The organism is Shewanella sp. 1311 (assembly GCF_059338235.1).
In genome coordinates this window covers 2,638,657-2,664,582 of the sequence record NZ_CM181686.1, presented here as the reverse complement: position 1 = coordinate 2,664,582, position 25,926 = coordinate 2,638,657, and the positions used below count along the sequence as shown (strand labels likewise).

Annotated in this window: 20 protein-coding genes and 1 rRNA gene; 14 read left to right on the top strand and 7 right to left on the bottom strand. The window is 45.8% G+C overall.

Annotated elements, in window-relative coordinates; translation table 11 throughout:
- Window positions 1-82: 82 nt before the first annotated feature.
- Window positions 83-1,126, bottom strand: a complete 1,044-nt coding sequence (locus AC5YB3_RS11990; protein ID WP_494525386.1) for a glycosyltransferase family 9 protein — start codon at window positions 1,124-1,126, stop codon at window positions 83-85.
- A gap of 99 nt (window positions 1,127-1,225) precedes the next feature.
- Here AC5YB3_RS11990 and AC5YB3_RS11985 point away from each other — a divergent pair, with 99 nt between their 5' ends.
- Window positions 1,226-1,981 (top strand): 3-deoxy-D-manno-octulosonic acid kinase, encoded by a 756-nt coding sequence (locus AC5YB3_RS11985; RefSeq protein WP_259577666.1) that lies wholly within the window; start codon window positions 1,226-1,228, stop codon window positions 1,979-1,981.
- A 26-nt stretch (window positions 1,982-2,007) separates the two neighbouring features.
- Here the strand turns inward: AC5YB3_RS11985 and waaA are convergent, their stop codons facing one another.
- Window positions 2,008-3,273: a lipid IV(A) 3-deoxy-D-manno-octulosonic acid transferase gene (gene waaA, locus AC5YB3_RS11980; protein ID WP_259577673.1), complete on the bottom strand. Its 1,266-nt coding sequence runs from the start codon at window positions 3,271-3,273 to the stop codon at window positions 2,008-2,010.
- Between the two features lie 142 nt (window positions 3,274-3,415).
- Between waaA and AC5YB3_RS11975 the strand changes: the two genes are divergently transcribed.
- The 5 genes from AC5YB3_RS11975 (at window position 3,416) to glpG (ending at window position 7,830) form a co-directional block, all read left to right on the top strand.
- The gene (locus tag AC5YB3_RS11975) at window positions 3,416-4,063 is read left to right on the top strand and encodes a TetR/AcrR family transcriptional regulator (RefSeq protein WP_011845372.1); all 648 of its coding nucleotides are present in this window, start codon (window positions 3,416-3,418) and stop codon (window positions 4,061-4,063) included.
- A gap of 287 nt (window positions 4,064-4,350) precedes the next feature.
- The gene (locus AC5YB3_RS11970) at window positions 4,351-5,544 is read left to right on the top strand and encodes a glycine C-acetyltransferase (RefSeq protein ID WP_494525385.1); all 1,194 of its coding nucleotides are present in this window, start codon (window positions 4,351-4,353) and stop codon (window positions 5,542-5,544) included.
- An 11-nt stretch (window positions 5,545-5,555) separates the two neighbouring features.
- Window positions 5,556-6,581, top strand: coding sequence for an L-threonine 3-dehydrogenase (gene tdh / locus AC5YB3_RS11965; RefSeq protein WP_006079369.1), 1,026 nt, complete (start codon window positions 5,556-5,558; stop codon window positions 6,579-6,581).
- Window positions 6,582-6,682: 101 nt separating this feature from the next.
- The gene (glpE, locus tag AC5YB3_RS11960) at window positions 6,683-6,988 is read left to right on the top strand and encodes a thiosulfate sulfurtransferase GlpE (protein WP_006084745.1); all 306 of its coding nucleotides are present in this window, start codon (window positions 6,683-6,685) and stop codon (window positions 6,986-6,988) included.
- Entirely contained in the window at window positions 6,985-7,830 is an 846-nt protein-coding gene (gene glpG / locus AC5YB3_RS11955) for a rhomboid family intramembrane serine protease GlpG (protein ID WP_259589908.1), read from the top strand. The genes glpE and glpG overlap by 4 nt, the downstream gene beginning before the upstream one ends.
- A gap of 89 nt (window positions 7,831-7,919) precedes the next feature.
- Here glpG and elbB read toward each other — a convergent pair whose 3' ends face one another.
- A complete protein-coding gene (gene elbB / locus AC5YB3_RS11950) occupies window positions 7,920-8,582 on the bottom strand; it encodes an isoprenoid biosynthesis glyoxalase ElbB (RefSeq protein ID WP_012588959.1) in 663 nt (220 codons plus the stop codon).
- A gap of 387 nt (window positions 8,583-8,969) precedes the next feature.
- On the opposite strand from elbB, the gene polA reads away from it, so the two are divergent.
- On the top strand, window positions 8,970-11,735 hold the full coding sequence (gene polA / locus AC5YB3_RS11945; protein WP_259577681.1) for a DNA polymerase I: 2,766 nt from the start codon (window positions 8,970-8,972) through the stop codon (window positions 11,733-11,735).
- A 1,258-nt stretch (window positions 11,736-12,993) separates the two neighbouring features.
- Here the strand turns inward: polA and yihA are convergent.
- On the bottom strand, window positions 12,994-13,653 hold the full coding sequence (gene yihA / locus AC5YB3_RS11940; RefSeq protein ID WP_006079362.1) for a ribosome biogenesis GTP-binding protein YihA/YsxC: 660 nt from the start codon (window positions 13,651-13,653) through the stop codon (window positions 12,994-12,996).
- A gap of 168 nt (window positions 13,654-13,821) precedes the next feature.
- Here yihA and AC5YB3_RS11935 point away from each other — a divergent pair, with 168 nt between their 5' ends.
- The 5 genes from AC5YB3_RS11935 to hemN all read left to right on the top strand — a co-directional run bounded on the left by AC5YB3_RS11935 (window position 13,822) and on the right by hemN (window position 18,736).
- Entirely contained in the window at window positions 13,822-14,445 is a 624-nt protein-coding gene (locus AC5YB3_RS11935; RefSeq protein WP_006079361.1) for a c-type cytochrome, read from the top strand.
- An 821-nt stretch (window positions 14,446-15,266) separates the two neighbouring features.
- On the top strand, window positions 15,267-15,905 hold the full coding sequence (locus tag AC5YB3_RS11930; protein ID WP_259560067.1) for a class I SAM-dependent methyltransferase: 639 nt from the start codon (window positions 15,267-15,269) through the stop codon (window positions 15,903-15,905).
- 90 nt (window positions 15,906-15,995) lie between these two features.
- Window positions 15,996-16,556: a Der GTPase-activating protein YihI gene (gene yihI, locus AC5YB3_RS11925; RefSeq protein ID WP_494525384.1), complete on the top strand. Its 561-nt coding sequence runs from the start codon at window positions 15,996-15,998 to the stop codon at window positions 16,554-16,556.
- A gap of 74 nt (window positions 16,557-16,630) precedes the next feature.
- The gene (locus tag AC5YB3_RS11920) at window positions 16,631-17,098 is read left to right on the top strand and encodes a DUF2489 domain-containing protein (RefSeq protein WP_494525383.1); all 468 of its coding nucleotides are present in this window, start codon (window positions 16,631-16,633) and stop codon (window positions 17,096-17,098) included.
- Between the two features lie 261 nt (window positions 17,099-17,359).
- Complete coding sequence (gene hemN / locus AC5YB3_RS11915) at window positions 17,360-18,736, top strand: oxygen-independent coproporphyrinogen III oxidase (RefSeq protein WP_494525382.1); 1,377 nt, start codon at window positions 17,360-17,362, stop codon at window positions 18,734-18,736.
- Between the two features lie 92 nt (window positions 18,737-18,828).
- Here hemN and add read toward each other — a convergent pair whose 3' ends face one another.
- Window positions 18,829-19,824, bottom strand: coding sequence for an adenosine deaminase (gene add, locus AC5YB3_RS11910; protein ID WP_494525381.1), 996 nt, complete (start codon window positions 19,822-19,824; stop codon window positions 18,829-18,831).
- A 210-nt stretch (window positions 19,825-20,034) separates the two neighbouring features.
- On the opposite strand from add, the gene AC5YB3_RS11905 reads away from it, so the two are divergent.
- Window positions 20,035-21,846: a DUF885 domain-containing protein gene (locus AC5YB3_RS11905; RefSeq protein ID WP_494525380.1), complete on the top strand. Its 1,812-nt coding sequence runs from the start codon at window positions 20,035-20,037 to the stop codon at window positions 21,844-21,846.
- A 95-nt stretch (window positions 21,847-21,941) separates the two neighbouring features.
- The gene (locus AC5YB3_RS11900; RefSeq protein WP_011845362.1) at window positions 21,942-22,925 is read left to right on the top strand and encodes an alpha/beta fold hydrolase; all 984 of its coding nucleotides are present in this window, start codon (window positions 21,942-21,944) and stop codon (window positions 22,923-22,925) included.
- Here AC5YB3_RS11900 and AC5YB3_RS11895 read toward each other — a convergent pair.
- The gene (locus AC5YB3_RS11895; protein WP_494525379.1) at window positions 22,882-25,332 is read right to left on the bottom strand and encodes an EAL domain-containing protein; all 2,451 of its coding nucleotides are present in this window, start codon (window positions 25,330-25,332) and stop codon (window positions 22,882-22,884) included. The genes AC5YB3_RS11900 and AC5YB3_RS11895 overlap by 44 nt on opposite strands.
- A 289-nt stretch (window positions 25,333-25,621) precedes the next feature.
- Window positions 25,622-25,737: ribosomal RNA gene (gene rrf / locus AC5YB3_RS11890) — 5S ribosomal RNA — on the bottom strand.
- Between the last annotated feature and the right edge of the window lie 189 nt (window positions 25,738-25,926).

The following is a 25,926-nucleotide window of genomic DNA, read 5'->3' as shown; positions in this document are numbered from 1 at the left end:
CCTAAACGATATTCTGAATACCCACCGCTAATGCAGCGATATTTCAAGAGTGCTGAACAAGAATGCACGATACTAACAAGCCTTAACTGAGTGTCTGCTGAACCACTAACTCAAACTTCTCAATCACGGCTTCAACACTGATCAACGCCATCAAATGCTCGCCTTTGGCGCGAGTACCCCACTTAACTTCACCTCTATGTTGGGATGCTATCGCCTCATCATAGGCGCTCACCACATATTGCTGCGATAGATAAGGACCTGTGCGCCCAGGATTTGAATGGGCATATAAACCAATGACTGGCGTGTCTTGGGTCACCGCCATATGCGCAGGGCCCGTATCAGGCGCTAACACTAAACTAGCGCGTTTTAGCAGGGCTAATAGTTGAGCCAGACTGGTTTTGCCCACTAAATTATCGATTTTAGAAGGGCACGCCTGCAAAATTTGCTCTGCTAAATCCTTCTCAAGTTGAGTTGGGCCACCGCACAGCATGACTCTAAATCCTTTCGCAATCGCATGGCTCGCGACGGCGGCATAACGCTCGGGCAACCAGTTACGTTCAGCCTTACTGGCTGCGGCGCAGATGATAAAGACTTTTTCATTGTCCTTAATCTGCGTCTGGGCAAATTCAGTATCCGCAATGGGTACAGGGATATGCCATTGAGGAGTGAGATCCTTGACGCCAATCGCCTTAGCGAATCCCATAAATCCTTCGAGCACATGGGGCTTGGCCAAGGGCTCAACCCTACGATTCGTCACTAGCCACTGGCCTTCTTTGGCGCGAGCACGATCGAAACCAATACGTATTTTTGCCGAGATGGCCAATGAAGCTAAAGTGGCACGTAGCGCAACCTGCATATGCAGCAGCACGTCAAAACGTCGGCCTTTTAATGCCTTACGTAAATTAAAATAGCTACGCCATCCTTGAGATTTATCAAAAATAACAAACTCAATGCCGGGTAAATGCTTCAACAATTGATATTCGAGTTTACCGATCACCCATGTGATTTTGAGCTCGGGGTATTGCCGCTGAATCGCCTGCACCATAGCCACGGCATGACAGACGTCACCGATTGCGGATAAGCGAAGCAAACAAAGGGAATTCATGGTATTGGGATTTAAACTCATTGGGATTGAAGCTAATTAGCTCTTAAGGTTATTTGGCGCAAGCTAAGGATCTTAATGTAGAATGGCGCTAGGTGCCACGCTTAAGTCAACAAATCTCCCATGAATGCTCAGATACAGATCATAAAAACCGCCCAAGGTCACATGGCGCTTTGCCAAGATACACCAACAGATATCGCTCCGACTTGGTTTACGGTGGATTTTTGGCGTGCTAAAGATGCTGTCGTCGGCTCATCCAAAGGCCGCTACACCACTTGGTTTGTGGCATTTGAACACAGCCATTGGGTATTGCGGCATTATTGGCGTGGCGGCTTAATGGAGAAATTCAGCAAAGATGCTTACGTTTATACTGGCCTCGAAAATACCCGCGCCATCGGCGAGTTACGCTTATTAAACATTTTGTATCACGAGAATTTTGCGGTACCTAAGCCGATTGCCGCCAACATAGTACGCGATGGATTATTTTACCGCGCCGATATCATTATCGAACGAGTCGAAGGCGCCGAAGATTTAGTCGCTAAACTCGGCAAAGGGATAATGAGCACTGAGCAATGGCAAGCGTTGGGAGTAACTATCGCCCAATTCCACCAGCGCGGTGTGTACCACGCCGATCTCAATGCCAAAAATATTCTGTTCCAGCCTGCGCAAACTGCACCCATAACGCCAGAGCGCTTTTATCTTATCGATTTCGACCGCGGGGAGTTAAAAACACCGAGCCCGCAATGGCGGCAATCGAATCTAGACAGACTGTTACGCTCTTTCAATAAAGAACAAGGCAAACTGCCAAGTCTTGCCTTCACCGCCGATAACTGGTCATCACTGATGATGGGCTACCAAGCGGCGATGCAAAGCGCCTGATCCACTTAACAAATTATTCCGTTTAATTAAGCCTTTATGAGGGATTGTGCTAAAACAAATTGTCGTTGCAAGGCACCGCGATTTGCCTCAACTACTGCCAACCCCGCGTTTGCCGCAAGCTGACGCAACTCAGGTTTCGCAAAATAGGCAATCAAATTAGCCGCCAGTTCATCCGCCGAAGTGACAATCCTTAGCCCACCAGCGTCCGCCAACATCTGCGTAATTTGGGCAAAGTCCCAATGGTTAGACCCCACCATAACAGGTACGCCCATAGCGACTGGCTCCAAGGGATTATGACCACCGTTAGCGATCAGCGTACCACCGACAAAAGCTTGATCCGCGGCGCCATAAAAGGTCAGAAGTTCACCCATGGTATCGCCCACCAGCACTTGTGTCGTAGCCGTCACGGGAAAATTTCCGCTGCGACGAACAGATTCAAAACCTTGGCTGGCAACAACCTCAGCAACGGCAGAAAACTGCTCAGGATGACGCGGTGCAATAATCATCAAGGCATCGGGCCACTGAGCCAATAATTGCCTATGGGCGGTGAGCATGGCGTCAAATTCTCCAGGATGCACACTGCCTGCAACCCAAATCGGCGATGTTTCACGCCCCCAAGCCTGACGCAACTGCTTGGCATTGGCTAAACGCTCGGGCGTAATACTGAGATCAAACTTCAAGCTACCGCATACTGTCACTCTGTCCGGCGATACACCTAACTCGATAAAACGCTGCGCTTCCACCTGAGTTTGCACCGCAATAACATCGAGTCGTTGCAACATAGGTCGATTGAGTGTTGGATGCTTAGCATATTGCGCCGCCGACTTGGTCGACAGGCGGGCATTCGCTAACATCAAACGCACACCGCGTTTGGCAGCAACAGCAATTAAGTTAGGCCACAACTCAGTTTCCATAATCACACACCACTTGGGCGAGACTTGGCGCAAGAAACGCCGCACACACCAAGGTAAGTCAAAGGGCAAATAACAATGTTGCACTGAGTCACCAAAGGCTTTGCGCACTTCGGCAGACCCCGTTGGACTGGTTGTGGTAACCGTAATACTTAGCTCAGGGTGTGATTGCATAATCAAACGGATCAAGGGGATTGCCGCGAGCGTTTCCCCCATAGACACAGAATGGATCAGTAAATCCGTCGATTTTAGTCGGGTTAATCCAAAACGCTCCCCCCAACGACCACGGTAATCAGGGCTTTTAATAGCACGAAATGCTAAATAGACGATTAGCAAAGGGGATAATAAATATAATATCGTGGAATAGAGAAAACGATTCATTAAAAACGTGCTTATGAGTTTTGCCTGATGAATGGCGGCAATGTTAGCATATGCACCAAATTAGGGATAATTTACCAGCAGTATGGCGGTCGTTGGTTAACTCTATCTATGATGTGGCGTTCACTAGCAATTTGGATAACTTATGAAAACCCGCGACAAAATAATCTATGCCAGTCTTGAACTGTTCAACGAGCATGGCGAAAGAAACATCACCACCAATCACATTGCCGCTCACTTAAATATGAGTCCCGGGAATCTTTATTACCATTTTCGCAATAAAGAAGACATTATCCGCTGTATTTTCAGCTTATATGAGAATCATCTCGAATCGGGTTTCCAACCCTATGAAGATAAGCAAGTGGATGTGGAACTGTTAATCGGCTACTTCGATGCGATGTTCTATACCCTGTGGCAATTCCGCTTTATGTACGCCAACCTTGCGGATATTCTCGCCCGCGATGAAGAACTAAAAAAACGTTATTTGCATGCACAGCAACAAGTTTTAACGCGTTCGAGCCACGTGCTGCATAAACTTAAGCAAGATGGCTTTTTACACTTAGAGAGCGACAAAATCACGCCACTGGCGGATACCATCAAGATGATCGTCAGCTTTTGGATCGGCTACCAACTCACGCAATCCAGCACGTCGACCATCACTAAAGCGACGCTCTATGAAGGTGTATTGAGGGTACTGATGATTTTCAAAGCCTATGCAACCCCGACTTCCGTTGCGACGTTTACTCGCCTAGAGCAGCATTATCACGCGTTAGCGAATCAAGAATCCCTCTAGCATCATCCCAAACACCTATGTTGGGAACTCGCATTTGGTACTAGACTCAAAGCAATTATAGTGCTGAGTGCGAGCCCGTTTTTCGCTCTACATTCCTTAAAAGAAGACTCAGCCAAACAGTGGCAAACTTATGTTGCACATTAGTTTTTATAATGTAAAAACCACTTTAGCCCTAAACTAGTTTATCTTGCGAACCTGCATGAAAAAAAGGCTGTAGGCCGATTAGGTTTAGAGTTAGAATGCCGCCACTCCCAAAATCAGAATAAAGTTAACTAAGGAGATATCAGGTGGCCTCTACCTCATTCTACGCACAGATTAATCAACAGCTTGCAGACATCAAAGCCGAAGGCTTATATAAAAGCGAGCGTGTTATTGCCTCACCGCAACAGACTGCCATTCAAGTTAATCAGCAAGAAGTTATTAACTTTTGCGCGAATAATTACTTAGGCTTGGCGAATCACCCAGAGCTAATCAAAGCCGCCCAACAGGGCTTAGACAGCCACGGCTTTGGTATGGCGTCGGTACGTTTTATTTGCGGCACCCAAGATATCCATAAAAAGCTAGAAGCTAGCCTAAGCGAATTTCTCGGCACCGAAGACACCATTCTTTACTCTTCATGTTTTGATGCCAACGCCGGCCTGTTCGAAACCCTGTTAGATGCAGAAGACGCGATTATTTCCGATGCGTTAAACCATGCTTCTATCATCGACGGTGTACGTTTATGTAAAGCCAAACGTTTCCGTTATGCCAACAACGACATGGCCGATTTAGAAACTCAGCTGATCGCCGCTAAAGTAGCAGGCGCCCGTAACATCTTGATCGCCACCGACGGCGTATTCTCCATGGACGGCGTGATTGCAAACCTTAAAGGTGTATGTGATTTAGCCGATAAATACGGCGCACTGGTGATGGTCGATGACTCTCACGCGGTAGGCTTTATTGGCGCGAACGGCCGTGGCACCCACGAATATTGCAATGTGATGGACAGAGTCGACATCATCACAGGCACCTTAGGTAAAGCCTTAGGCGGCGCATCGGGCGGTTTCACTTCGGGTAAAAAAGAAGTCATCGACTGGTTACGCCAGCGTTCACGTCCTTACCTGTTCTCTAACTCATTAGCGCCGTCAATCGTGACTGCATCTATCCATGTGTTAGAAATGCTCAAATCAGGCCAAGCACTACGCGAAGCCGTATGGGAAAACAGCCGTTATTTCCGTGAGCAAATGTCAGCAGCTGGCTTTACCTTAGGCGGCGCCGACCACGCGATTATCCCTGTGATGATTGGCGATGCGAAACTGGCGGGCGACTTTGCTAACCGCTTATTAGCAGAACATATTTATGTTATTGGCTTCTCGTTCCCTGTGGTTCCTAAGGGACAAGCCCGTATCCGTACGCAAATGTCAGCGGCACATACCCGTGAGCAACTCGACAAAGCGATCACCGCCTTTACACGTATTGCCAAAGAAATGGGCATTATTTAGGACTCAAGACAATGAAAGCACTAAGCAAGTTAAAAGCCGAAAAAGGTATTTGGTTAGTCGATGCGCCTAAGCCAGTAATGGGCCACAACGATCTGCTGATCAAAATTAAAAAAACGGCGATTTGTGGCACCGACATGCACATCTACAACTGGGACGAGTGGTCACAAAAAACTATTCCCGTTCCTATGGTTGTTGGCCATGAATATGTAGGCGAAGTGGTTGATATCGGACAAGAAGTGCGTGGTTTTAAGATTGGCGACCGCGTATCTGGCGAAGGTCATATTACCTGCGGCCACTGCCGTAACTGTCGCGCTGGCCGCACCCATTTATGCCGCAACACCTCTGGTGTCGGTGTAAACCGTGAAGGTTCATTCGCGGAATACTTAGTGATTCCCGCCTTTAACGCCTTTAAAATCCCTGATGACATCAGCGATGATTTAGCGTCAATCTTCGACCCGTTTGGTAACGCTGTGCACACAGCATTATCCTTCGATTTAGTCGGTGAAGACGTATTGATCACAGGCGCAGGCCCAATCGGCATTATGGCTGCGGCAGTATGTCGTCACGTAGGTGCGCGCCATGTAGTGATCACCGACGTTAACGAATACCGCTTAGAGCTGGCCCGAAAAATGGGTGCTACTCGCGCAGTGAACGTGTCTAAAGAAAGCCTGAAAGACGTGATGAAAGAACTGGGCATGACCGAAGGTTTCGACGTCGGTTTAGAAATGTCTGGCGTACCATCAGCCTTCCACGCCATGTTAGATACCATGAACCACGGCGGCAAAGTCGCTATGCTGGGTATTCCTGGTGGCGAAATGGCGATTGATTGGAGCAAAGTGATCTTCAAAGGTTTGGTCATTAAAGGCATCTACGGCCGCGAAATGTTCGAAACTTGGTACAAGATGGCGAGCCTTATCCAATCGGGCTTAGATATTTCGCCTATCATCACTCACCACTTCAAGATTGATGATTTCCAACAAGGTTTCGACGCTATGGGCTCGGGCCAATCGGGTAAAGTGATCCTCAGCTGGGATTAATCCTGCAGAGCATTACTTAGATAGGGGCTGTACACTCGCAGCCCCTTGTTGCACACTTATCCCATCTTGATTTCCATCTCTTAGCTTTGTCAGGTTTTATTATGTCTTCCTTTAAACACTTAAGCGTTAATCAATTGCTGCAAATGACCGAAGCACAGCCAGTGCAAATCGTCGATATCCGCGATGGCAATAGCTTCACCAACGGCCATATTGCAGGTGCAACTAACCTGAATAACGAAAACCTAGCGCAATTTATTAGCCAAGCCGATATGGACAGCCCACTGGTAGTGGTTTGTTACCACGGTATGAGCAGCCAAAATGCGGCGCAGTATTTATGCGAGCAAGGGTTTGATGACGTTTACAGTCTAGACGGCGGCTATAGCGCCTGGCATGAGGCAAATGCATGATAGAAATTGGCCGACTCCCCAACAGTAGAGCCGCGCAGGCATTTGTCGATTACCTCAAAGGTGAACACATTGACTGCCAAATTGAGCCGCTGGAGCAAGGTGTCGCCATTCTCGTCATCCATGACAAAGATCTGGAGCAAGCGCGCACAGAGTTTGCCCATTTCATGGCTCATCCCTACGACAGTAAATATCTGCAAGCCTCGTGGGAACACGGCGATACCCAAACTAAGATAGATTACGGCGCCCCTTCGCTACAGTTGTTTACCCAATTCATTACCGGCGCAGGCCCAGTCACGTTGATCGTTTTTGCGGTTTGCGTACTCATTTTTGCGGCGATGAACTTAGGGTTCGCCAACCAAACCTACGCAGCACTGTCCTATTTTGGCGCGGTACCAAATTCAGAGTTCAGCCAGTTCTGGCGTGTTTTTACCCCAAGCCTGCTGCATTTTTCAGCCATGCACGTCATCTTTAACTTGCTCTGGTGGTGGTATTTAGGCGGAAAAATCGAAACCCGAATCGGCACAGCACCATTGCTAATCTTGCTGTTTGTGGCGGGCACACTGCCAAACGTCATCCAATATTATGTCGGTGGACCTAACTTCGGCGGGCTATCTGGCGTTGTGTATGCAGTGGTGGGTTACACTTGGGTCATGGGGATACGTAAACCTGCTGCTGGAATAGACTTTCCACCATCATATATGGCCTTTATGATGATTTGGTTGGCATTGGGATTCACCGATATTCTAGGGGTTGCCGTTGCGAACGGTGCCCACATTGGTGGCTTACTCATAGGGTTAGCCCAAGGTTTATTCGATAGCCGCAAGTCCTCAAGCTCAATCTAATTCCATTATACCAAGATAAATCCTGAAGAACGCATGGGGATTTATCTTGGTTCAATGACGGGCTCTTACACTTCTACAAACCGCTCAAACTAACGTGCGTCAGTCATCTCCAGTACCTTAGCAACCAGCTTCTCGATGCCTGAATGCGCTTCAGCAATACTTCCAGCCAACATATAAGCGGGAGTGCTGACTATTCGATTCGCTTCATCTACGACGATCTCATGCACAGTCGCGACTTGATGCTCTCCACCCATCAAATTGAACGCCGCAACAGTATCGCTATCATTACCAATAGTGCCTTTTACGCCATGGGGATATAAACGCGGGATCATCATAGGTGCGATACAGATAAAGCCAACGGGCTTTTTCGCCAGAATGAACTCATTAATAAAATCTGTGACCAGCGGATCTACTTCACACTCGCTGCCGTTCGTCGCAAAATTACACAGATTTTTCGCCGCACCAAAACCACCGGGAATGATCAAGGCATCAAATTCGGCGATAGCTAATTCTGTGGTCGATTTGACTTCGCCACGGGCAATGCGCGCCGACTCCACCAGCACATTACGACTTGCTGTCGCATCGACCTCGCCAGTGAGATGATCGACCACATGCATCTGTTTGATATCAGGTGCAAAACATTGGTAGTGAGCCCCCGCTTTGGATAAGCATAAAAGCGTTAAAACCGATTCATGGATCTCTGTTCCATCGAAAACACCGCATCCACTCAGTAACACTGCGACTTTTTTCATTAAAAATATCCTTCTTATGTCATTAAGTTTTAACAAACTACAAACAAACTAGTTGATCTGATTAAAAATCGTGCTAACTTAATTCGTCGAATCTGACGGGTGCCGAAAATTAAGCCAATCCTTAGATGTATTTTACGGAGTCAATAAAAAATCCACAAATTGGGAAGATTTTTTAAGAAACAGTATTGAACTCACACAAATCTTTTATAAACATAAAAAACAACAACTTAAAAATATCGCACTAAGCCGTAATCATCGCCATTATTCTCAGTTGACTTTTTCACTCACAGACTTATCCACAGGCTGGGAGTCATTTTGCCGTGGCTGAAATAGCGCTTATGTGGCATGCTTAGCGCCATCTAAGTCATCGATAAACGAAAAATACCTATGCCAACCGTCGCTAAAAACCCACTTGTGCTTGTGGATGGATCTTCTTATTTATATCGCGCTTATTATGCGCCTCCTCACCTGACAAACTCAAAGGGCGAAGCAACCGGTGCCGTTTATGGCGTAGTGAATATGTTACGCAGCTTGCTGACTCGCTATCAGCCAAGCCATATCGCAGTCGTGTTCGATGCCAAAGGCAAAACCTTCCGCAATGACATGTACAGCGAGTACAAAGCGCAGCGCCCACCTATGCCTGATGACCTACGTTCGCAAATCGAACCTTTACACCGCATTATTCGTGCACTGGGTTTACCACTGATTTCGATTTCCGGCGTCGAAGCCGATGACGTGATCGGCACTATTGCTCGCCAAGCCAGTTTAGAAAACCGTGCAGTGCTTATCAGCACTGGCGATAAAGACATGGCGCAGTTAGTCGATGAGAACGTCACGCTCATCAACACCATGACAGACACCATAATGGGCCCAGAAGAAGTCGCGATTAAATTTGGTGTTGGTCCAGACCGTATCATAGATTTGCTCGCGCTGATGGGCGACAAGGCCGACAACATTCCCGGCTTACCCGGCGTTGGTGAGAAAACTGCGCTCGCTATGCTCACAGGAGCCGGCAGCGTGAGTAATTTATTAGCGGAACCCGAAAAAGTCGCCGAGCTCGGCTTTAGGGGTTCTAAAACCATGGCGGCGAAGATCATTGAAAATGCCGATATGCTCAAGCTTTCTTACGAACTCGCCACCATTAAAACCGATGTCGAACTTGAGCAAGACTGGCATGAACTCACCATCAAGCCCGCGGACAAAGATGAACTGATCAAATGCTACGGCGAGATGGAGTTTAAGCGTTGGTTAGCCGAAGTCTTAGATAACAAAAGCACTGCAAATACCTCAATTGATGCGGCATCCGAGACACAAGAAGACTCAACTCCAGCCGAAGCGATTGCAACGCAGTACGACTGCATTCTCACGGAAGCCGAATTAGACGCTTGGATTGCTAAGCTTAAGCAAGCCGACTTGATGGCGGTAGACACTGAAACCACCAGCTTAGATTACATGGTGGCAGAATTAGTCGGGATATCCTTCGCCGTTGAGGCAGGAAAAGCGGCTTATCTGCCTTTGACCCATGATTATGTTGGCGCGCCGACTCAAATCAATAAAACCGTCGCGCTTGAAAAACTGCGTCCACTGCTTGAGGATCCAAAACTTAAGAAAGTCGGTCAAAATCTTAAATACGATATCAGTATTTTAGCCAATGCGGGGATCAAACTGCAGGGCGTCGCTTTCGATACTATGCTCGAATCCTATGTCTTCAACTCAGTGGCTTCGCGCCATGATATGGATGGCTTAGCGCTCAAGTACTTAGGCCATAAGAATATCAGCTTTGAAGAAATCGCCGGTAAAGGTGCAAAACAGCTGACCTTCAACCAAATTCCACTGGAAACGGCTGCGCCTTATGCGGCCGAAGATGCCGACATCACCCTACGTTTGCACCAACATTTGTGGCCAAGACTCGAAAAAGAAGCGGAACTGGCCGCTATGTTTACCGAAGTCGAATTGCCGCTGATCCAAGTATTGTCGGATATTGAACGCCAAGGGGTATTAATCGACAGCATGTTACTCGGCCAACAAAGCAACGAGTTAGCGCGTAAAATCGATACCTTAGAAGAAAAAGCCTACGACATTGCCGGTGAGAAATTTAACCTTGGCTCGCCTAAGCAACTGCAAGTATTGTTTTTTGAAAAGCTCGGTTACCCGATCACCAAAAAGACCCCCAAGGGTGCGCCATCGACGGCAGAAGAAGTATTAGTTGAATTGGCATTAGATTTCCCTTTGCCAAAGGTGATCCTCGAACATCGCAGCCTATCTAAATTAAAGAGCACTTACACAGATAAACTGCCACTAATGGTCAATGCTAAAACGGGTCGTGTGCACACTAGCTATCATCAGGCCAATGCGGCAACAGGACGCTTATCATCGAGCGAGCCTAATCTGCAGAATATTCCTATCCGCACCGAAGAAGGTCGCCGTATTCGCCAAGCCTTTATCGCACCTGATGGTCGTAAAATTTTGGCAGCCGACTACTCGCAAATCGAACTACGGATCATGGCGCATTTATCCCAAGATGCCGGCTTACTCAAAGCCTTCGCCGAGGGCAAAGACATTCACAGAGCTACGGCTGCCGAAGTGTTTGGCACTGACTTTGATGAAGTAACCACAGAACAGCGTCGCCGCGCCAAAGCGGTTAACTTCGGCTTAATTTACGGCATGTCAGCCTTTGGCTTAGCGCGTCAGCTTGATATCCCGCGCCATGAAGCACAAACCTATATCGACACCTACTTTGCCCGTTATCCAGGCGTATTACGTTATATGGAAGAAACGCGTGCGGGGGCTGCCGACCTAGGTTATGTATCGACTCTGTTTGGCCGTCGCCTCTATTTACCCGAAATCCGTGATCGTAATGCGATGCGCCGCCAAGGTGCTGAACGTGCTGCGATTAATGCCCCAATGCAAGGCACGGCTGCCGACATCATCAAAAAGGCCATGATCAATATCGCCCAGTGGATCAAGACAGAAACCCAAGGCGAAATCACTATGATCATGCAGGTTCACGATGAATTGGTGTTTGAAGTCGATGCGGATAAAGCAGAAGCGCTTAAAAAGACAATCTGTACTTTAATGGCACAAGCCGCCGATCTCGATGTTGAACTGCTTGCCGAAGCGGGCATTGGTAATAACTGGGATGAAGCCCACTAACCTTAGTGACATCAAAACCAACACTATCAATATAATTTAAAGTAAATAAAGCTAACCTGAATTCAATATTTTGAACTCAGGTTAGCTCTCTCCCGTCTTAATCATCTCTAAGCACACCAATACTGAGTCCCTTTCATCACTGTGCGAAAATTATCTTTTCACAATACAAATCAGACCATTAAGTTAAGAAAAACTGCATCGGCAGCACAATGTATGACTCTCAACGAAGCAATCTCGACTCCGCAAATATTAGACCATCAAGTTCGGCGCAACATAATGTATGACTCACAGCCAAACAATCTGTATTCAGAACCCGCTAGTTCGTTAAGCGCAGCGCAACTTAACAGACGACACAAACCATGACTCACAACTAAACATTCCTTACCCCACAAACACTAGAGCATCAAGTACGATGCAACGTCATCGGCAGCAACATGCATAACTCACGACCAAACAATCTTTACCTGATTCATTTAGCAGTAGAGCTCATCGATACACTGCCGCAGCAGATGGAAACTCAAGGGTGTGATTACACGAATCGAAACGGCGTTAAAGCCAGCTATATATGCTCAAAAGTGTCATAACGGTTGTTCTCTCACGCGTACACTAAAACATTAAGCCAGATTTAGAGTAAAAACATTAAATCTCAAATATTGATCTCTTTTGTATATAAATTTCGGATTTCCCCGCTAAATCAGCCGATTAAGCATTTTTAATGAAATTTTAAGATCAATTTAAGATGCTTTTTCACTCATAACCTGAGATCAAGCGCACATAATTACCTCTTTTTTGAAAAAACTGTTTTCCATTTAAAGATAAATGGAGTAATATTCTCTGCGTAGGGTACAGAGGTTAAGATGTTCTATCTTTCAGACCTTTATTTCACTTATAGTGATGAGCCAAATTCTGGCGCCTCAGCAACTTGTTTGCTGAGGCTTTTTTTTGGTCTTTTTTCAGACTTTAGGTAAATTTTAGAGTATTTACTTTAATAAAAAGTAAATTGGCTGTATGCTAGATTCATTGAGAACCATTGAAGCTAATTTGGTGGTGCTTGAGTCTTGTTGAATTTAGCTTCTCCCCAAAAGAGCTAATATTTTTGGCCGATGACACTGTCATCGGCTATTTTTTTGCCTGAAATTGACGAAAAGTTAATAGGGATAAAAGCTTAACAAGAGGGAAAGATAAGGAAAAATTACAGGAAAAACAGAGGGGCGGCATACACAGTCAAACTCAACCATGTATGCCAAAACAGGCAATATTATTCGGCGTTGTTCGCCGCATCTAGCTCATCGGTCAACCATTGCGGATGACACCATTCATTTAGAATAGCCAACACTTTAGGCTTACCGGTTCCCTTAAGCGATGAGAAAGGCTCAACTTGTACCCAGTCGCCAAACTCACTCAACGCCAGACGTACTTCATTTACGGTTTTCATCTTAGCGCTTTGAGCTAATTTGTCTGACTTGGTCAGCAAAGCTAACACAGGGATTTCACTGGCAACCGCCCACTCGATCATCTGCATATCGAGATCTTTTAGTGGATGACGTATATCCATCAAGACAACCACGCCACTTAAACAAGCGCGTTTTTGCAAATATTCACCTAATGCCTGCTGCCATTTATTTTTCAACGCAAGCGGGACTTGTGCAAAACCATAGCCAGGTAAGTCAACTAAACGACGCTGAGCATCTAACTCAAATACGTTAATTAATTGAGTTCGGCCAGGGGTTTTACTGGTTCTTGCTAAACTTTTTTGCTCAGTTAATGCATTGAGTGCACTAGACTTTCCAGCATTAGAGCGGCCAGCAAATGCAATCTCAACTCCAACATCGCCGGGCAGATATTGATCCAAATGTGCAATGTCAGGTGCACTGATTAAAAACTTTGCCCTACGAAAATCTATACGAGATTCAGTCACTATTTACTCCGAAATTTTTCTACGCAATACCATAATTTATGAAGAATTACTTACTTTTCCACGTTTTCGTGTAAAATATTACTCCGATCACATTAATCATATTTTACCACGCTTGCGGGTCACCCTAGTAAGCTCAGGATAATAATCTTAACCAGAAGTTGGAACGCCATGAAAAAGCTAGCTCTTGCGCTGTCTGTTGTAATTGCCGCCATATCTTCACCTGCGATTGCTGAAGGTAATGCTGAAGCGGGAAAAACGAAAATCATTGTCTGTTCAGCCTGCCATGGTATGGACGGTAACAGTATGATCGATATGTACCCTAAACTTGCGGGCCAACACGCCACTTACCTCCAAAAGCAACTACATGATTTCCGTAGTGCAGCGCAAACTGGTGGTAAAGACGGTCGTATGGATCCTATCATGAGTGGCATGGCAATGCCTCTAAGCGATCAGGATATTCTCGACATTACTGCATATTTTTCTAGCCAAGTAATCCAAGTGGCTGAAGCGAAAGATGTCCCTGAGTTAGGCGCTAAACTTTACAAAGGTGGCGATGTTTCACGTGGTATTACCGCTTGTATGGCATGTCATGGCCCAGATGGTAAAGGCGCTGAACTTGCAGGCTTCCCAACATTGGCTGGCCAACACGCCAATTACATCAAGATCCAACTGACAAAATTCCGTGAAGCGGGTCGTCATAATGACCTGAACGGCATGATGCAAGATGTGGCTAAAAAGCTAAGCGATAGCGATATCGACGCACTATCTAAGTATCTTTCTAGCCTGAAATAATCTTAGTCAGTTAAGAAAGGGGTGTATTATCCCCCTTTTTTTACACCACCAAGTTGACGTGAACGTAAACTGCATAAGATTCATGCTTGACATAGATCACAGATTTGGGTTTAATAAGCCCCGTACCGAGATAAACCCATCTGTTTGTACAAAAAGATTAATAATAACTTACAGGTTTCGGTATAATTAACATTCAAGATATAAGAATAAAGACACTCAATAACAATAATATACTTAAGACCACTCTCTAATAATAACAAGAGTCGTGATTTCCACTTGAAATCCAGGTCAGCACAATTTTGTAAGGGATGGCCGATAACGCCAATTTGCTTCTAGCAAAACGCCTTACACTCAGGGTAACTTGCCCCATCAGGACACAGTTTACATGATGTAAACTGTAGCAAAGGAAGCGATAAGCTTAGGATGCACTGGCTGGATGCTTGTTATCACTGGAAGGTACTTAAGTAACATGGATGGTTAACTAAACGTCAATGATGACGATGCTATACAATGATGTGTCGCGAGACCATCTACGGAAACTGTGGTCAGGATGGCGACAGAAAAAAATAAAGTGTCTGGAAGACCGTTAACAAAAATAATGCAGGGAAAGCAGTAAAAAAAAGAAGGATACCGACCGGGAAAGTCGCATAGCAAGTATGGATACTTGGAATCAGGATAAGGTGCTAAAGCACCCTTTGTAAGGCGGCAGTTTAACTGCCGCCTTTTTTCTTTGGTGTAAATACACCACCAGTGTCTAAAATGTGCACTCGACCAATATAATTGGTACAATCAAAGCCTTAATAACCACTTCAGCAGACTCAATGCCCAGATGCCCTCTTTGTCATAACAGTCAGACACAACTCCTTTATCAAGATAAAAAACGGAGTTTTTATGTTTGCAAGACATGTGAGTTAACCTTTGCGGATGCCAATAGCCATTTACCACCCGCGGCAGAGAAACAAAGATACGGTCGTTCACGCATAGCGTTGAAGCAAAAGCAGCTATCGCAATTTATTTTGCCGCTGTTAGCGCAATTAGAGCATCAGCAAGCTGGTCGTTTATTAGGATTGAATTTTGGACGCATACTCGATAATGAGAGTTTGGCGACCATAGAAAATGCGGGCCACAAGTTAAATCAATACGATCCCTTTTTTGCCCCTAATCATGATGTGTTAAAGCAAGAATATGATTTTATCTGCTGTTATCGCGTTTTTGAGCATTTTCAGTACCCAATAAAAGAGTGGGCCTTACTCTCTCGACTACTGCATCCTGGTGGTTGGTTAGCGATAAGCACACCGTTACTAACTGAATTAGATGGTTTTGCTAAGTGGCATTACAAGAACAACCTCACCCATGTGAGCTTTTACCAGCGACAAACCTTCGAGTACCTAGCAAACAATAGCGATTTTGAACTATTATTTGCCGCAAAGGACCTCGTTTTGATGCAAAAAACATCATAATCTGGTATAACACTCGGCCTAATTTCGCACCTTGTAGACAAGCTCAACCTTAGTCTGCGGGGCCATACGTTGTAAACAATTGAGAAGACCATGTCTCGTAGCAAGAAAACACGCAAGGGCGGCGAGAACAGCCCTAAGTTACAGCCAAGAGTCAAGAAGCAAGATCGCGCTGTATCGACTGGCAAACGTAAAGATTCTGGCAATAAATCAGGCAGTCGTCATAACGAAAGCTTAATTTTAGCGCAAGCGCCGCAACAGCAGGCCGCGAAGAAAAAAGACCCGCGTCATGGCAGCAAAAAGCCTATTGCTTTAGCGATTCCAGCGGCAGTGGTAACAGATAAAGCCGCTCAGCCAAAAGTGAAACAAGCTAAGCTGACTGACGAACAAAAACTGCTGAAATTGGAAGAAGATCCAAGACTAAATCAGCTGTTAGATATGCTGGAAGAAGGCCGTGATCTCAACGATGTGGATCAAAAATGGTTAGATCAACAGCTGAATAAGATTGAAGCTCTGATGGTTAAACTCGGCATTAGCGACGATATGGATGATGACGCACCTTCATCACCAGCTAAGTCTTTGTCTGACGATGAGTTGTTCGATAAGTTCGAATCAGGCGCTGACTTACTGAAAGATTATCAAGACAAGTTCTAAACCTCTCAGTGCTAAGGCATAGGGAACTCAGTTTTTTAGCTGTGCTCCTTATGCCATTCATATAAGGAGTCTCTGTGTCTACGACTATCATTATTCTCGGTTTTATCATCATAGTAGCGCTTAGTAGCTACGCCACCTTCTTAATCCTAAAACTCAAGCAGCAAAAAAAGCGTCAGCAGACCGAACAAGCCGAGCGTGAAGTCACGGCGAATGCAAAACGCGCCCAAGTTTTAGATGATATCCGCTATATCGCCACAGCCATGATTGAAGACCGCTGTGAGATCTCTGAAGGCGTGGTCAGAATTGGACGATTATTTGAAATCCTGTCATTGAGTGAGCGCGTGGCTCCTGATTACCCTTCATTATTCAAACACTTTGAGCTAATTAAAGATCATCCCATCATGGATGCTCGCCAAGCCTTGCCTAAGCAAGAAAGGATGAAGTTAGACTTGATCAGAATGAAGTCCGAAGCAGCATTAGAGCAAGGCATTAGTGATGATGCGAAAAAACTGGCGGATTACCAAGCCAAAGCGATGCATTAAACCTGCTCATTGTTATACCTCAAGACCACTTATGTTGTGGTTTTGAGGCCATCTCGATAAAACCCACTCCAATCTTTCCTTCCTTACTCCCGTGAGCCTGCGCACAAAACTGCCATATATCGACAGACAAGCGTACTTTTTTGATAGATATTGCGTAACTTCTAAAAAGACAGACGTCATTTTTACAACCTAGATCAAGGTTATTTACTTAAGAACCTTGCATACTTCGCTTGTTGCTAATTTACCCACGGAGGACACGCCTTGAAGCAGCCCACTCAGATTAGCTGGGATCAGTCGATGATCGAAAAGTATAACTACAGCGGTCCCCGTTATACCTCTTACCCAACGGCATTGGAGTTCGATGACACATTCACCGAACAAAATCTGCTGACGGCCATTGAAAATAGCAAAAGCGATAAACTGTCGCTGTATATTCATATCCCGTTCTGCGCCAAGCTTTGTTATTACTGCGGCTGCAACAAAGTCATCACCCGCCACCAACATAAAGCCGATCAGTACATTGAATATTTAAGCCAAGAAATTATCAAACGTGCGCCCCTGTTTAAACATTACAGCGTAACCCAAATGCATTGGGGCGGCGGTACACCTACATTCTTAAATCCTGAGCAGATTCTTAAACTTACGTCATTGATTAAAGCTAACTTTAACTTTGCGGAAGAAGGTGAGTTCTCGATTGAAGTCGATCCTCGCGAGATAGAACTGTCAATGCTCGACACATTGAAAGAAGCGGGCTTCAACCGGATCTCCATTGGTGTACAAGATTTCAATAAAGAAGTGCAAATTGCCGTTAATCGCGAACAAGATGAGCAATTTATCTTCGACTTGATGGCGAAAGTAAAAGCCATGGGTTTTGTGTCAACCAACATAGATTTAATCTATGGTTTGCCACACCAAACACCAGAAACCTTTGCCGTCACTATGCAGCGCGTTTTAGATTTATCACCAGACCGTCTGTCGGTATTTAACTATGCTCACTTACCTGCGCGCTTTGCTGCTCAACGTAAGATCAAAGATGAGCATTTACCTTCGCCAAAACAAAAACTCGAAATGCTGCACCAAACTATCGAGACCTTAACTGACGCGGGCTACCAATATATCGGTATGGACCACTTTGCTAAACCCGATGACGAGTTAGCCAAGTTACAGCGTGAAGGCAGACTGCACCGCAACTTCCAAGGTTATACCACCCAAGAAGAATGCGATTTGTTAGGTCTTGGCGTGTCGTCCATCAGTCAGATTGGCGACTGTTATGCACAAAACCAGAAAGATATCCGCCCTTACTATGAAGCCATAGATAAGGAAGGCCATGCTTTGTGGAAAGGTTGTAGCCTGAACCGTGACGATGAAATCCGCCGCGTAGTGATTAAGCAGCTGATTTGCCACTTCGAACTAGATATGGCGAAAATTGATGAGAAACTGGGGATTAACTTCGAAACCTATTTCGCAGAAGATCTTAAGTTAATGCAGACATTTATCGATGACAAGTTAGTTGAAATCGTCGACAGACAGATCACTATCAGCCCTACTGGCCGTTTATTGATCCGCAATATCTGTATGTGCTTCGACCTTTACTATCGTCAAAAAGCGCGTCAGCAACAATTCTCACGCGTGATCTAAAGCGCCTATCGCTGCACTCGTAAACGCTCACAAAAAATCCGACTCTAAGTCGGATTTTTTATTTATAGCTATTTTTATTAATGACTCAGAGCTTATACCTTAGCGGCATACAGTGCTTTGCGATCACTGTCGGATAAAAACGCCATTTCAACGCCATTGCGTTGCACCTGCGCTAACTCAGCATCGGTTAATTTAAGTTCGGATTTGGCGATACGATACTCATGATTAATATCGATAGCGCTCACACCGGGATCATCGGTGTTTAAGTTGATCAATACGCCTGCATCCATAAAGGTTCTGAAAGGATGCTCAGCGTAAGAAGCGACTGTAGAAGTATGCAAGTTACTGGTTGGGCAAGATTCGATACCAATACGGTGCTTAGCAAGATATTCCATCAGCTTAGGATCGTGAATCGCGTTCACCCCGTGACCAATTCGCGTCGCGCCAAGTTCTTGAATCGCTTGCCACATACTTTGTGAACCCGCGGCTTCACCGGCGTGAGCCGTAATCGCAAGGCCAGCATCACGAACACGTTTAAAGTGATCGTTAAATAACTCGCCAGGGAAGCCTAATTCATCACCGGCTAAGTCCATAGCCACGAGATGTTGTTTATGGGCGAGTAAGCCTTCAAGTTCTTGAGTACAAGCGGCTTGACCGAATGAACGTGACAAAATACCAATCAAATTGATCTTCACGTTATAGTCTTTTAAGCCCGCTTTAACACCATCAACCACCGCTTCAACTACGCCTTCAATCGGTAACTTATGGTTCATCGCCATATAGTAAGGACTAAAACGTAACTCAGCGTAATCTAAGCCAGACAACGCCGCATCGGCAACGTTTTCATAGGCAACGCGTTTAACCGCATCCAAGTCAGCGAGTACGCCAACCATCCAATCGAGCTTCTTTAAGAAGGCGACTAAGCTAGTTTCTTTCCCCTGAATTTGCACAAAAGGTGCGAGAGTCTCTAAAGAATCGGCAGGTAGCGCAATGCCGTGTTGGTGTCCTAGTTCCCAAATGGTGTTTACTCGCACGTTACCGTCTAGGTGACGATGCAGATCCACCAATGGAATGGATGTATCAATCATATTTAACCCCTATTTGAACTACCCAGCCAATGCTTTTGTTATTTGGTCGCGGGCGGACACTAAGTTTAACACGCATTTTCAGGGGCATTTATGCGCCAAACGCATTTAAATTCACATTCAGTCACAATTCTGCTTAATATCCATACAAGGAACTGCCGTATTCATCAGGCATAATGACTTCAATAACAACGAAAATATCAGAGATCGACTATGCATAAACTCTTAACCCCCAGTTTATTGATATGCGCATTAAGCGCCTGCAGTGCCACTCAAATCACAAAAAATGGCCAAACCGCAGCGCCACAGGCAATATCAGCAACACAATCGCAAGTTGAGCCCATAGCTCCCGCGCTGCAGGCGATTATCGACCAAAGCTGGCAATTACAGCTCAGCGCGAGTCCTGAAATGGCTTACAGCATGGGCGATGCCAGTGCCGCAGGAAAGTTATCGGATCTCTCGCCAGCTGCACTCACTAAGCTCAATCAAGGCCAAATCGCAGTATTAGCGCAGCTCAAAGCACTCGACCGCAGCAGTTTGAGTAAAGAAGATAAGATTAACGCTCAAATACTGGAAGATCAGATCCAAAACGATGTCGACCTGTATCGCTTTAAAGATTATTACTTGCCCATTACCGCGGAAAGCGGCTTCCACGCTTATATCACCTCAATCGCACAGGGAAGATTCAACACCCTTGAGGATTACCGCAACTATATTGCCAAACTTAATGCACTCCCGACCTATTTCGCCCAGCAAACTCACTGGCTAAAGCAAGGATTAGCCGAGGGAATAACGCCGCCTAAAGTGACACTCAATGGCTTTGAAGACAGTATCAGTGCTTATATCGTCCCTGTGGAAAAGAGCGGTTATTTCAAACCTTTTACGCAATACCCCAGCTATTTCACTGAAGCACAAAAAACTCAGCTGACCCAAGAAGGTCGCGCCTTAGTCGAGCAAAAAGTCCTGCCGCTATATCAAAACTTCTATGATTTTATGACTAAAGAGTACATTCCCAATGCACGGGAAAATATCGCAGCCAGTAGCTTACCTAACGGTGCTGAGTTTTATGAGAATCGGGTGCGTTACTATACGACCTTGAATATGACGTCGGCAGAAGTGCATGAACTGGGCTTAAAAGAAGTTAAGCGTATCCGCCAAGAGATGGAGCAAATCATCAAGTCCGTTGGCTTTAAAGGCAGCTTTGCCGACTTCTTACATTTCCTGCGGACCGATCCCCAGTTCTACACCACCAGTGCCGATCAGTTACTCAAAGAAGCGGCATTTATTGCCAAAAAAGCCGATGCCATGCTGCCTAAGTACTTCGGTAAACTCCCCCGTAAACCCTATGGTATAGCACCAGTGCCCGCAGAAATTGCGCCGAAATACACCACAGGCCGATATTCAGGATCGAACAGCGATGACGAACCCGGTTACTACTGGGTCAACACTTATGCATTGGATAAGCGCCCACTCTACGAGTTAGAAGCTTTAACTTTGCACGAAGCCGTACCCGGTCATCATCTGCAAATATCACTCAACTCTGAGCTAACATCACTCCCTGACTTCCGTCGTTATGGCTATATCTCTGCCTTCGGTGAAGGCTGGGGTCTGTATTGCGAATACTTAGGTTTGGAGGCTGGTTTCTATCAAGATCCCTACAGTAACTTTGGCCGCCTAACCTATGAAATGTGGCGGGCGGCGCGTTTAGTCGTAGACACAGGCATGCATGCCCAAGGGTGGAGCCGTCAACAAGCCATCGACTTTATGGCCAGCAATACCGCGCTATCACTGCACAATGTCACGACCGAAATTGACCGTTATATTTCCTGGCCAGGACAAGCCTTGTCCTACAAGATTGGCGAGTTAACGATCAAACGGTTACGTGCTAAAGCAGAACAGGAACTCGGCGACAAGTTTGATATTCGCGCCTTCCACGACGCTATGCTCGAGAATGGCTCAGTACCTATGTCGATCCTCGAACAGCAAATCAATGATTTTATTGAAGCTAAAAAGGCGACACGCTAAGTTAATCACAACCATGGGAGTAGGTATTTTCAGACTCCCATGGTTGTCTGTTACACTCTAGCAAACCATTCAAGCCAAATGATTTGCGACTGAGTATGAGCCAAGCCAAAGCGACATTTTCGACTGAACACGATTTAAATACCTCAGAGCAGCAAGCCTTCTGGCAAAGCGTTGTTCAAGACACGCTGATCACAGCTGATGGCATCACGCTGGCCTATATGATGGTCAAACATCCCCAAGCACATACCGCAATCGTTCTCAGTAGTGGCCGAGTTGAATCCTATTTAAAGTACCAAGAATTGGTCTTCGACTTGTACCAACAGGGTTACTCTGTTTATGCCATCGATCACCGTGGCCAAGGATTGTCGGATCGTATGACAATCAATCCGCACATGGGCCATGTGCGAAGATTTAATGATTATATTGATGATTTTGCACTGTTTATGCAAAAGAAAGTGTTACCACAAAACGACAAACAACTAATGCTACTTGGCCATTCAATGGGTGGCGCGATTGGCACTTTGTATCTCAAACAGCATCCCGATATTTTTACCGCCGCGGCATTTTCAGCGCCCATGTATGGCATCAAATTACCTATGCCAAAAGCATTCGTGCGCTGGTTAGCCAGTAAGCTCGATACCACTCTCAATGGCGGCGAACCTAACTATGTGCTTGGAGGACAGAACTATAAACCGGTTCCCTTCAAAGGAAATGAGCTAACCCATTGCCAAAGTAGATACCAAGCCTATCGAGACTTGTATGACGCGGCCCCTAAGTTACAACTCGGTTCCCCAACTAACCGTTGGTTGACAGAATCTTTAGATGCAGCAGACACTTGCGTACTGGCAACGGCGCAAATTCGCACGCCGATCCTGATACTGCAAGCGAGTGAAGATAAGATTGTTGATAATGCGGCCCAGAATCTTGCGGTGAGCACTCATTGTCAATTGAAGGTAATAGCAGGGGCTGCCCATGAGATTTTTATGGAAAAAGACGCCTATCGGAACCAAGCCTTAAATTATGCCCTCGACTTCTTTAAACGCTTCGCAATAAAGGACGAGGACAAACAAGCTGGATAAAGTCCGCTTGGTTTAGCGCTCGGCTGAATAAATAGCCCTGATAACCATCACAGCCAAATTCAACAAAGACTTGATAGTGTTGGGGTGATTCAACGCCTTTAGCCACCACGTGCAAATTAAACTGCTGCGCAGAGACAATTAACGCCTTCACTCTTTGTGGCATTGCGGCTAATGAATCAATACAACTCATATCCAATTTAACCGCAACTAATGGCTGGTTGGCTAAACAACTCAAAGCACTCGAGCCAGAACCGAAATGATCGAGGACGATGCCTATCCCAGCATCAACTAACTTAGACACGCGCTCAGCCACAAACTGTGGTTGCATTAACAATGCAGCCTCATTGAGCTCAATACCCAATTGATGAGGCGCAATGCCATGCTCTTTGACTAACGCAATCAATGCATCAACAAAATCTGCCTGCCCAAATGAGAATGCACTGATATTAAGAGTTAAAGTCGGCAAACTCCGGCCTTGGGCATGGGATGTCTGAATAAACTGACACACACGTTTAGCGACCCAAAGATCGAGTTCTGCAATCATTCCTCCCTGTTCAGCTAACGCCACGAACTCTGCAGGTGGGATAAACTCGCCATCGGCACGATACCAACGCGTGAGCACTTCAGCCGAGACCAATTCACTGTGCGCATTCATCACAGGTTGGAACATTAACGTCATGCTATCTTGCTGTAATGCTGTCTGTAATTCCTGTTGTAACTGTTCATCACGGCTCAGACGTAAATCCATCTCAGCATGATAGAAAGCGCATCCCGCTTGCCCTGGTCGCTTAGCACTCAAGGTTGCTAGCTCGGCGCGGCGCATGACTAAAGCTGGATCTAAGGTCTCTATGCTGTCGAGCAAACAAATCCCCACATTCGCGCTGAGCTCAAAGTGATGATGACCGTAATGGAATGGTCGAGCAATCACTTGCCTTAACTCACTCGCAAGCGCTAAAGCACGACGCGCAGCCACTGAAGCATCTATCGCTAAGTCTTTAGCCAGCAAAACAAAATCACCGGACTCCAATCGGCCAACGGTAATATTCTCAGTGAAATAACTCGATAGACGTGCAGCCACTTGCGTGAGTAAACGCTCTAATTCGTGAGAGTTTAAAGTTGCGACCAAGCCTAACCTATCCACCTCAACAAGCAGCAATGATCCCCATTGACCTGAACTATTACCTTGGGTTAAAAATTGCGACAGTCGCGCCATAAAGACATCGGGTAACATCTTGCGACCCGTAACCGATTGATCCACAAGTTCATTAATCGCAGCATGGTTTTTGGCACTTTCTGACACATCCATATGAATGCCGATCATCCGAGTCGGACGTCCTTGAGGGTCCCAATCAACCAACATGCCGCGATCCAGCACCCACACATAATGCCCCTCTCTATGCCGCAGTCGATGGACACTTTCAAATTCTTTACTCTTACCGCTAACGTACTCCTGCAACGCATCAAGTACGATATCCCTATCATCGGGATGTAACCGCGTTTCCCAAGTCTGGAATACGCCCGCTAATTCATCCGGCGCATAACCGATCATCTCTTTCCAGCGATCAGACAGAAAAACCTCACCCGTACTGATATCCCAATCCCAAATACCGTTCCGCGAGCCTTCCACCGCAAACAGCCAGCGCAGTTCGCTGTCATTCAACTGTTTCACGGCACGACTCAAACGTTCATGTACCTGCTGCAAACTGGCTTGCAATGATAAGACTTCTGATGAGCTCCATGGGATCGATGTCGAAAAGGAAGAAGTCCCTACCTGTTTAGCGGCCTCGCTTAATATTTGGAATGGACGGATCAATAGGAAATAGAGAATGAAGGTAAAACCAATCAGTAATAATCCACCCAGCCCCCAAACCCGCATAAAACGTTGTTGTAACTTAGCGGAAGCTTCGGCGACTAAAGGCGCTAAATCGGCTTCAAGATAAATCAAATCAACCGCACCACCATACTGAGGCAAGACGGGATAATATGCTTGAATGGTTAAGCGTTCGAGATTAACAAGAATTTGTGGCAGGAAAGCCTGAACCACAGCACGATGACGAGTAGCATCATAACCATCAATGACTTGCATGGCATTGCTATCGCGCCAAACAGTATGGTTTGCAAAACGAATACGGCTATCAGCATCAACTAAGATATAAACCATAGTGCCCATATCCAGCGCAGCTAAGGAAACCTCCTGCTCGATCCGCTCCACATCCTGTAAAGCCTGCGCCGATTGAACCACATTCTGCATCCGGAACAACTGCTGCTTTATCAGTGTCGATTGTCGCTGCGCCAATTCAGCACGCACTTGATCGCTTTCAAATAGGTACTCGCCTATGACCAACACTAAATATAGTGTCAGCATACACAGAGGGAGCAGTACCGCGAGCGAAAGCTTACGAAGCATAGGCAACAGACAGCCTTTAACAAAAATGTGAATAGTTTTTGTATGCTAACGGGAAACTAACCACTAAGCAAAAGGACTTATCAAACTAAGCGAGATCTTGATGTAAATAATGAACTTAGAGTATAAAAGTCTGAAATATAGTAAGGAAAAAACGTAAAGAACTAGCGAAATGACCAGAGCTAAAACGAATAGAACAATGTTCTGTATTAACGCTGATTTAACAAATTGCAGACGCAAAAAAGCCAGCTTATTCAGCTGGCTTCGTTACATCTCAATGAGATAATTAGGCGCTTGGCGATGACCTACTCTCACATGGGGAGACCCCACACTACCATCGGCGCGTTTGCGTTTCACTTCTGAGTTCGGGATGGGATCAGGTGGTTCCACAAGGCTATTGTCACCAAGCAAATTCTGTTTATTACCGTGTCCATCTCTGGCTCACGCTAATAATAATTCGGAAAGCTGATTTGCTTTGTTTGAGTCTTTAACTTTATCAAGTGTCGATATTCTGTCTAAGGCTTTTCGTACGACCTCCATGGATGGAGGAAGTGCTAGAAAATGTCTGGAACATTTTCAGTAAAACCCATCTGGGTT

Excerpts from the sequence above, each read along its gene's own strand:
- AC5YB3_RS11990 (WP_494525386.1), bottom strand. The coding sequence starts at position 1,126 with ATGAGTTTAAATCCCAATACCATGAATTCCCTTTGTTTGCTTCGCTTA.
- AC5YB3_RS11935 (WP_006079361.1), top strand. The coding sequence starts at position 13,822 with ATGAAAAAGCTAGCTCTTGCGCTGTCTGTTGTAATTGCCGCCATATCT.
- add (WP_494525381.1), bottom strand. The coding sequence starts at position 19,824 with ATGATTGATACATCCATTCCATTGGTGGATCTGCATCGTCACCTAGAC.
- glpE (WP_006084745.1), top strand. The coding sequence starts at position 6,683 with ATGTCTTCCTTTAAACACTTAAGCGTTAATCAATTGCTGCAAATGACC.
- waaA (WP_259577673.1), bottom strand. The coding sequence starts at position 3,273 with ATGAATCGTTTTCTCTATTCCACGATATTATATTTATTATCCCCTTTG.
- AC5YB3_RS11985 (WP_259577666.1), top strand. The coding sequence starts at position 1,226 with ATGAATGCTCAGATACAGATCATAAAAACCGCCCAAGGTCACATGGCG.
- glpG (WP_259589908.1), top strand. The coding sequence starts at position 6,985 with ATGATAGAAATTGGCCGACTCCCCAACAGTAGAGCCGCGCAGGCATTT.
- polA (WP_259577681.1), top strand. The coding sequence starts at position 8,970 with ATGCCAACCGTCGCTAAAAACCCACTTGTGCTTGTGGATGGATCTTCT.
- yihI (WP_494525384.1), top strand. The coding sequence starts at position 15,996 with ATGTCTCGTAGCAAGAAAACACGCAAGGGCGGCGAGAACAGCCCTAAG.
- AC5YB3_RS11930 (WP_259560067.1), top strand. The coding sequence starts at position 15,267 with ATGCCCAGATGCCCTCTTTGTCATAACAGTCAGACACAACTCCTTTAT.
- elbB (WP_012588959.1), bottom strand. The coding sequence starts at position 8,582 with ATGAAAAAAGTCGCAGTGTTACTGAGTGGATGCGGTGTTTTCGATGGA.
- AC5YB3_RS11900 (WP_011845362.1), top strand. The coding sequence starts at position 21,942 with ATGAGCCAAGCCAAAGCGACATTTTCGACTGAACACGATTTAAATACC.
- tdh (WP_006079369.1), top strand. The coding sequence starts at position 5,556 with ATGAAAGCACTAAGCAAGTTAAAAGCCGAAAAAGGTATTTGGTTAGTC.
- AC5YB3_RS11895 (WP_494525379.1), bottom strand. The coding sequence starts at position 25,332 with ATGCTTCGTAAGCTTTCGCTCGCGGTACTGCTCCCTCTGTGTATGCTG.
- AC5YB3_RS11975 (WP_011845372.1), top strand. The coding sequence starts at position 3,416 with ATGAAAACCCGCGACAAAATAATCTATGCCAGTCTTGAACTGTTCAAC.
- AC5YB3_RS11905 (WP_494525380.1), top strand. The coding sequence starts at position 20,035 with ATGCATAAACTCTTAACCCCCAGTTTATTGATATGCGCATTAAGCGCC.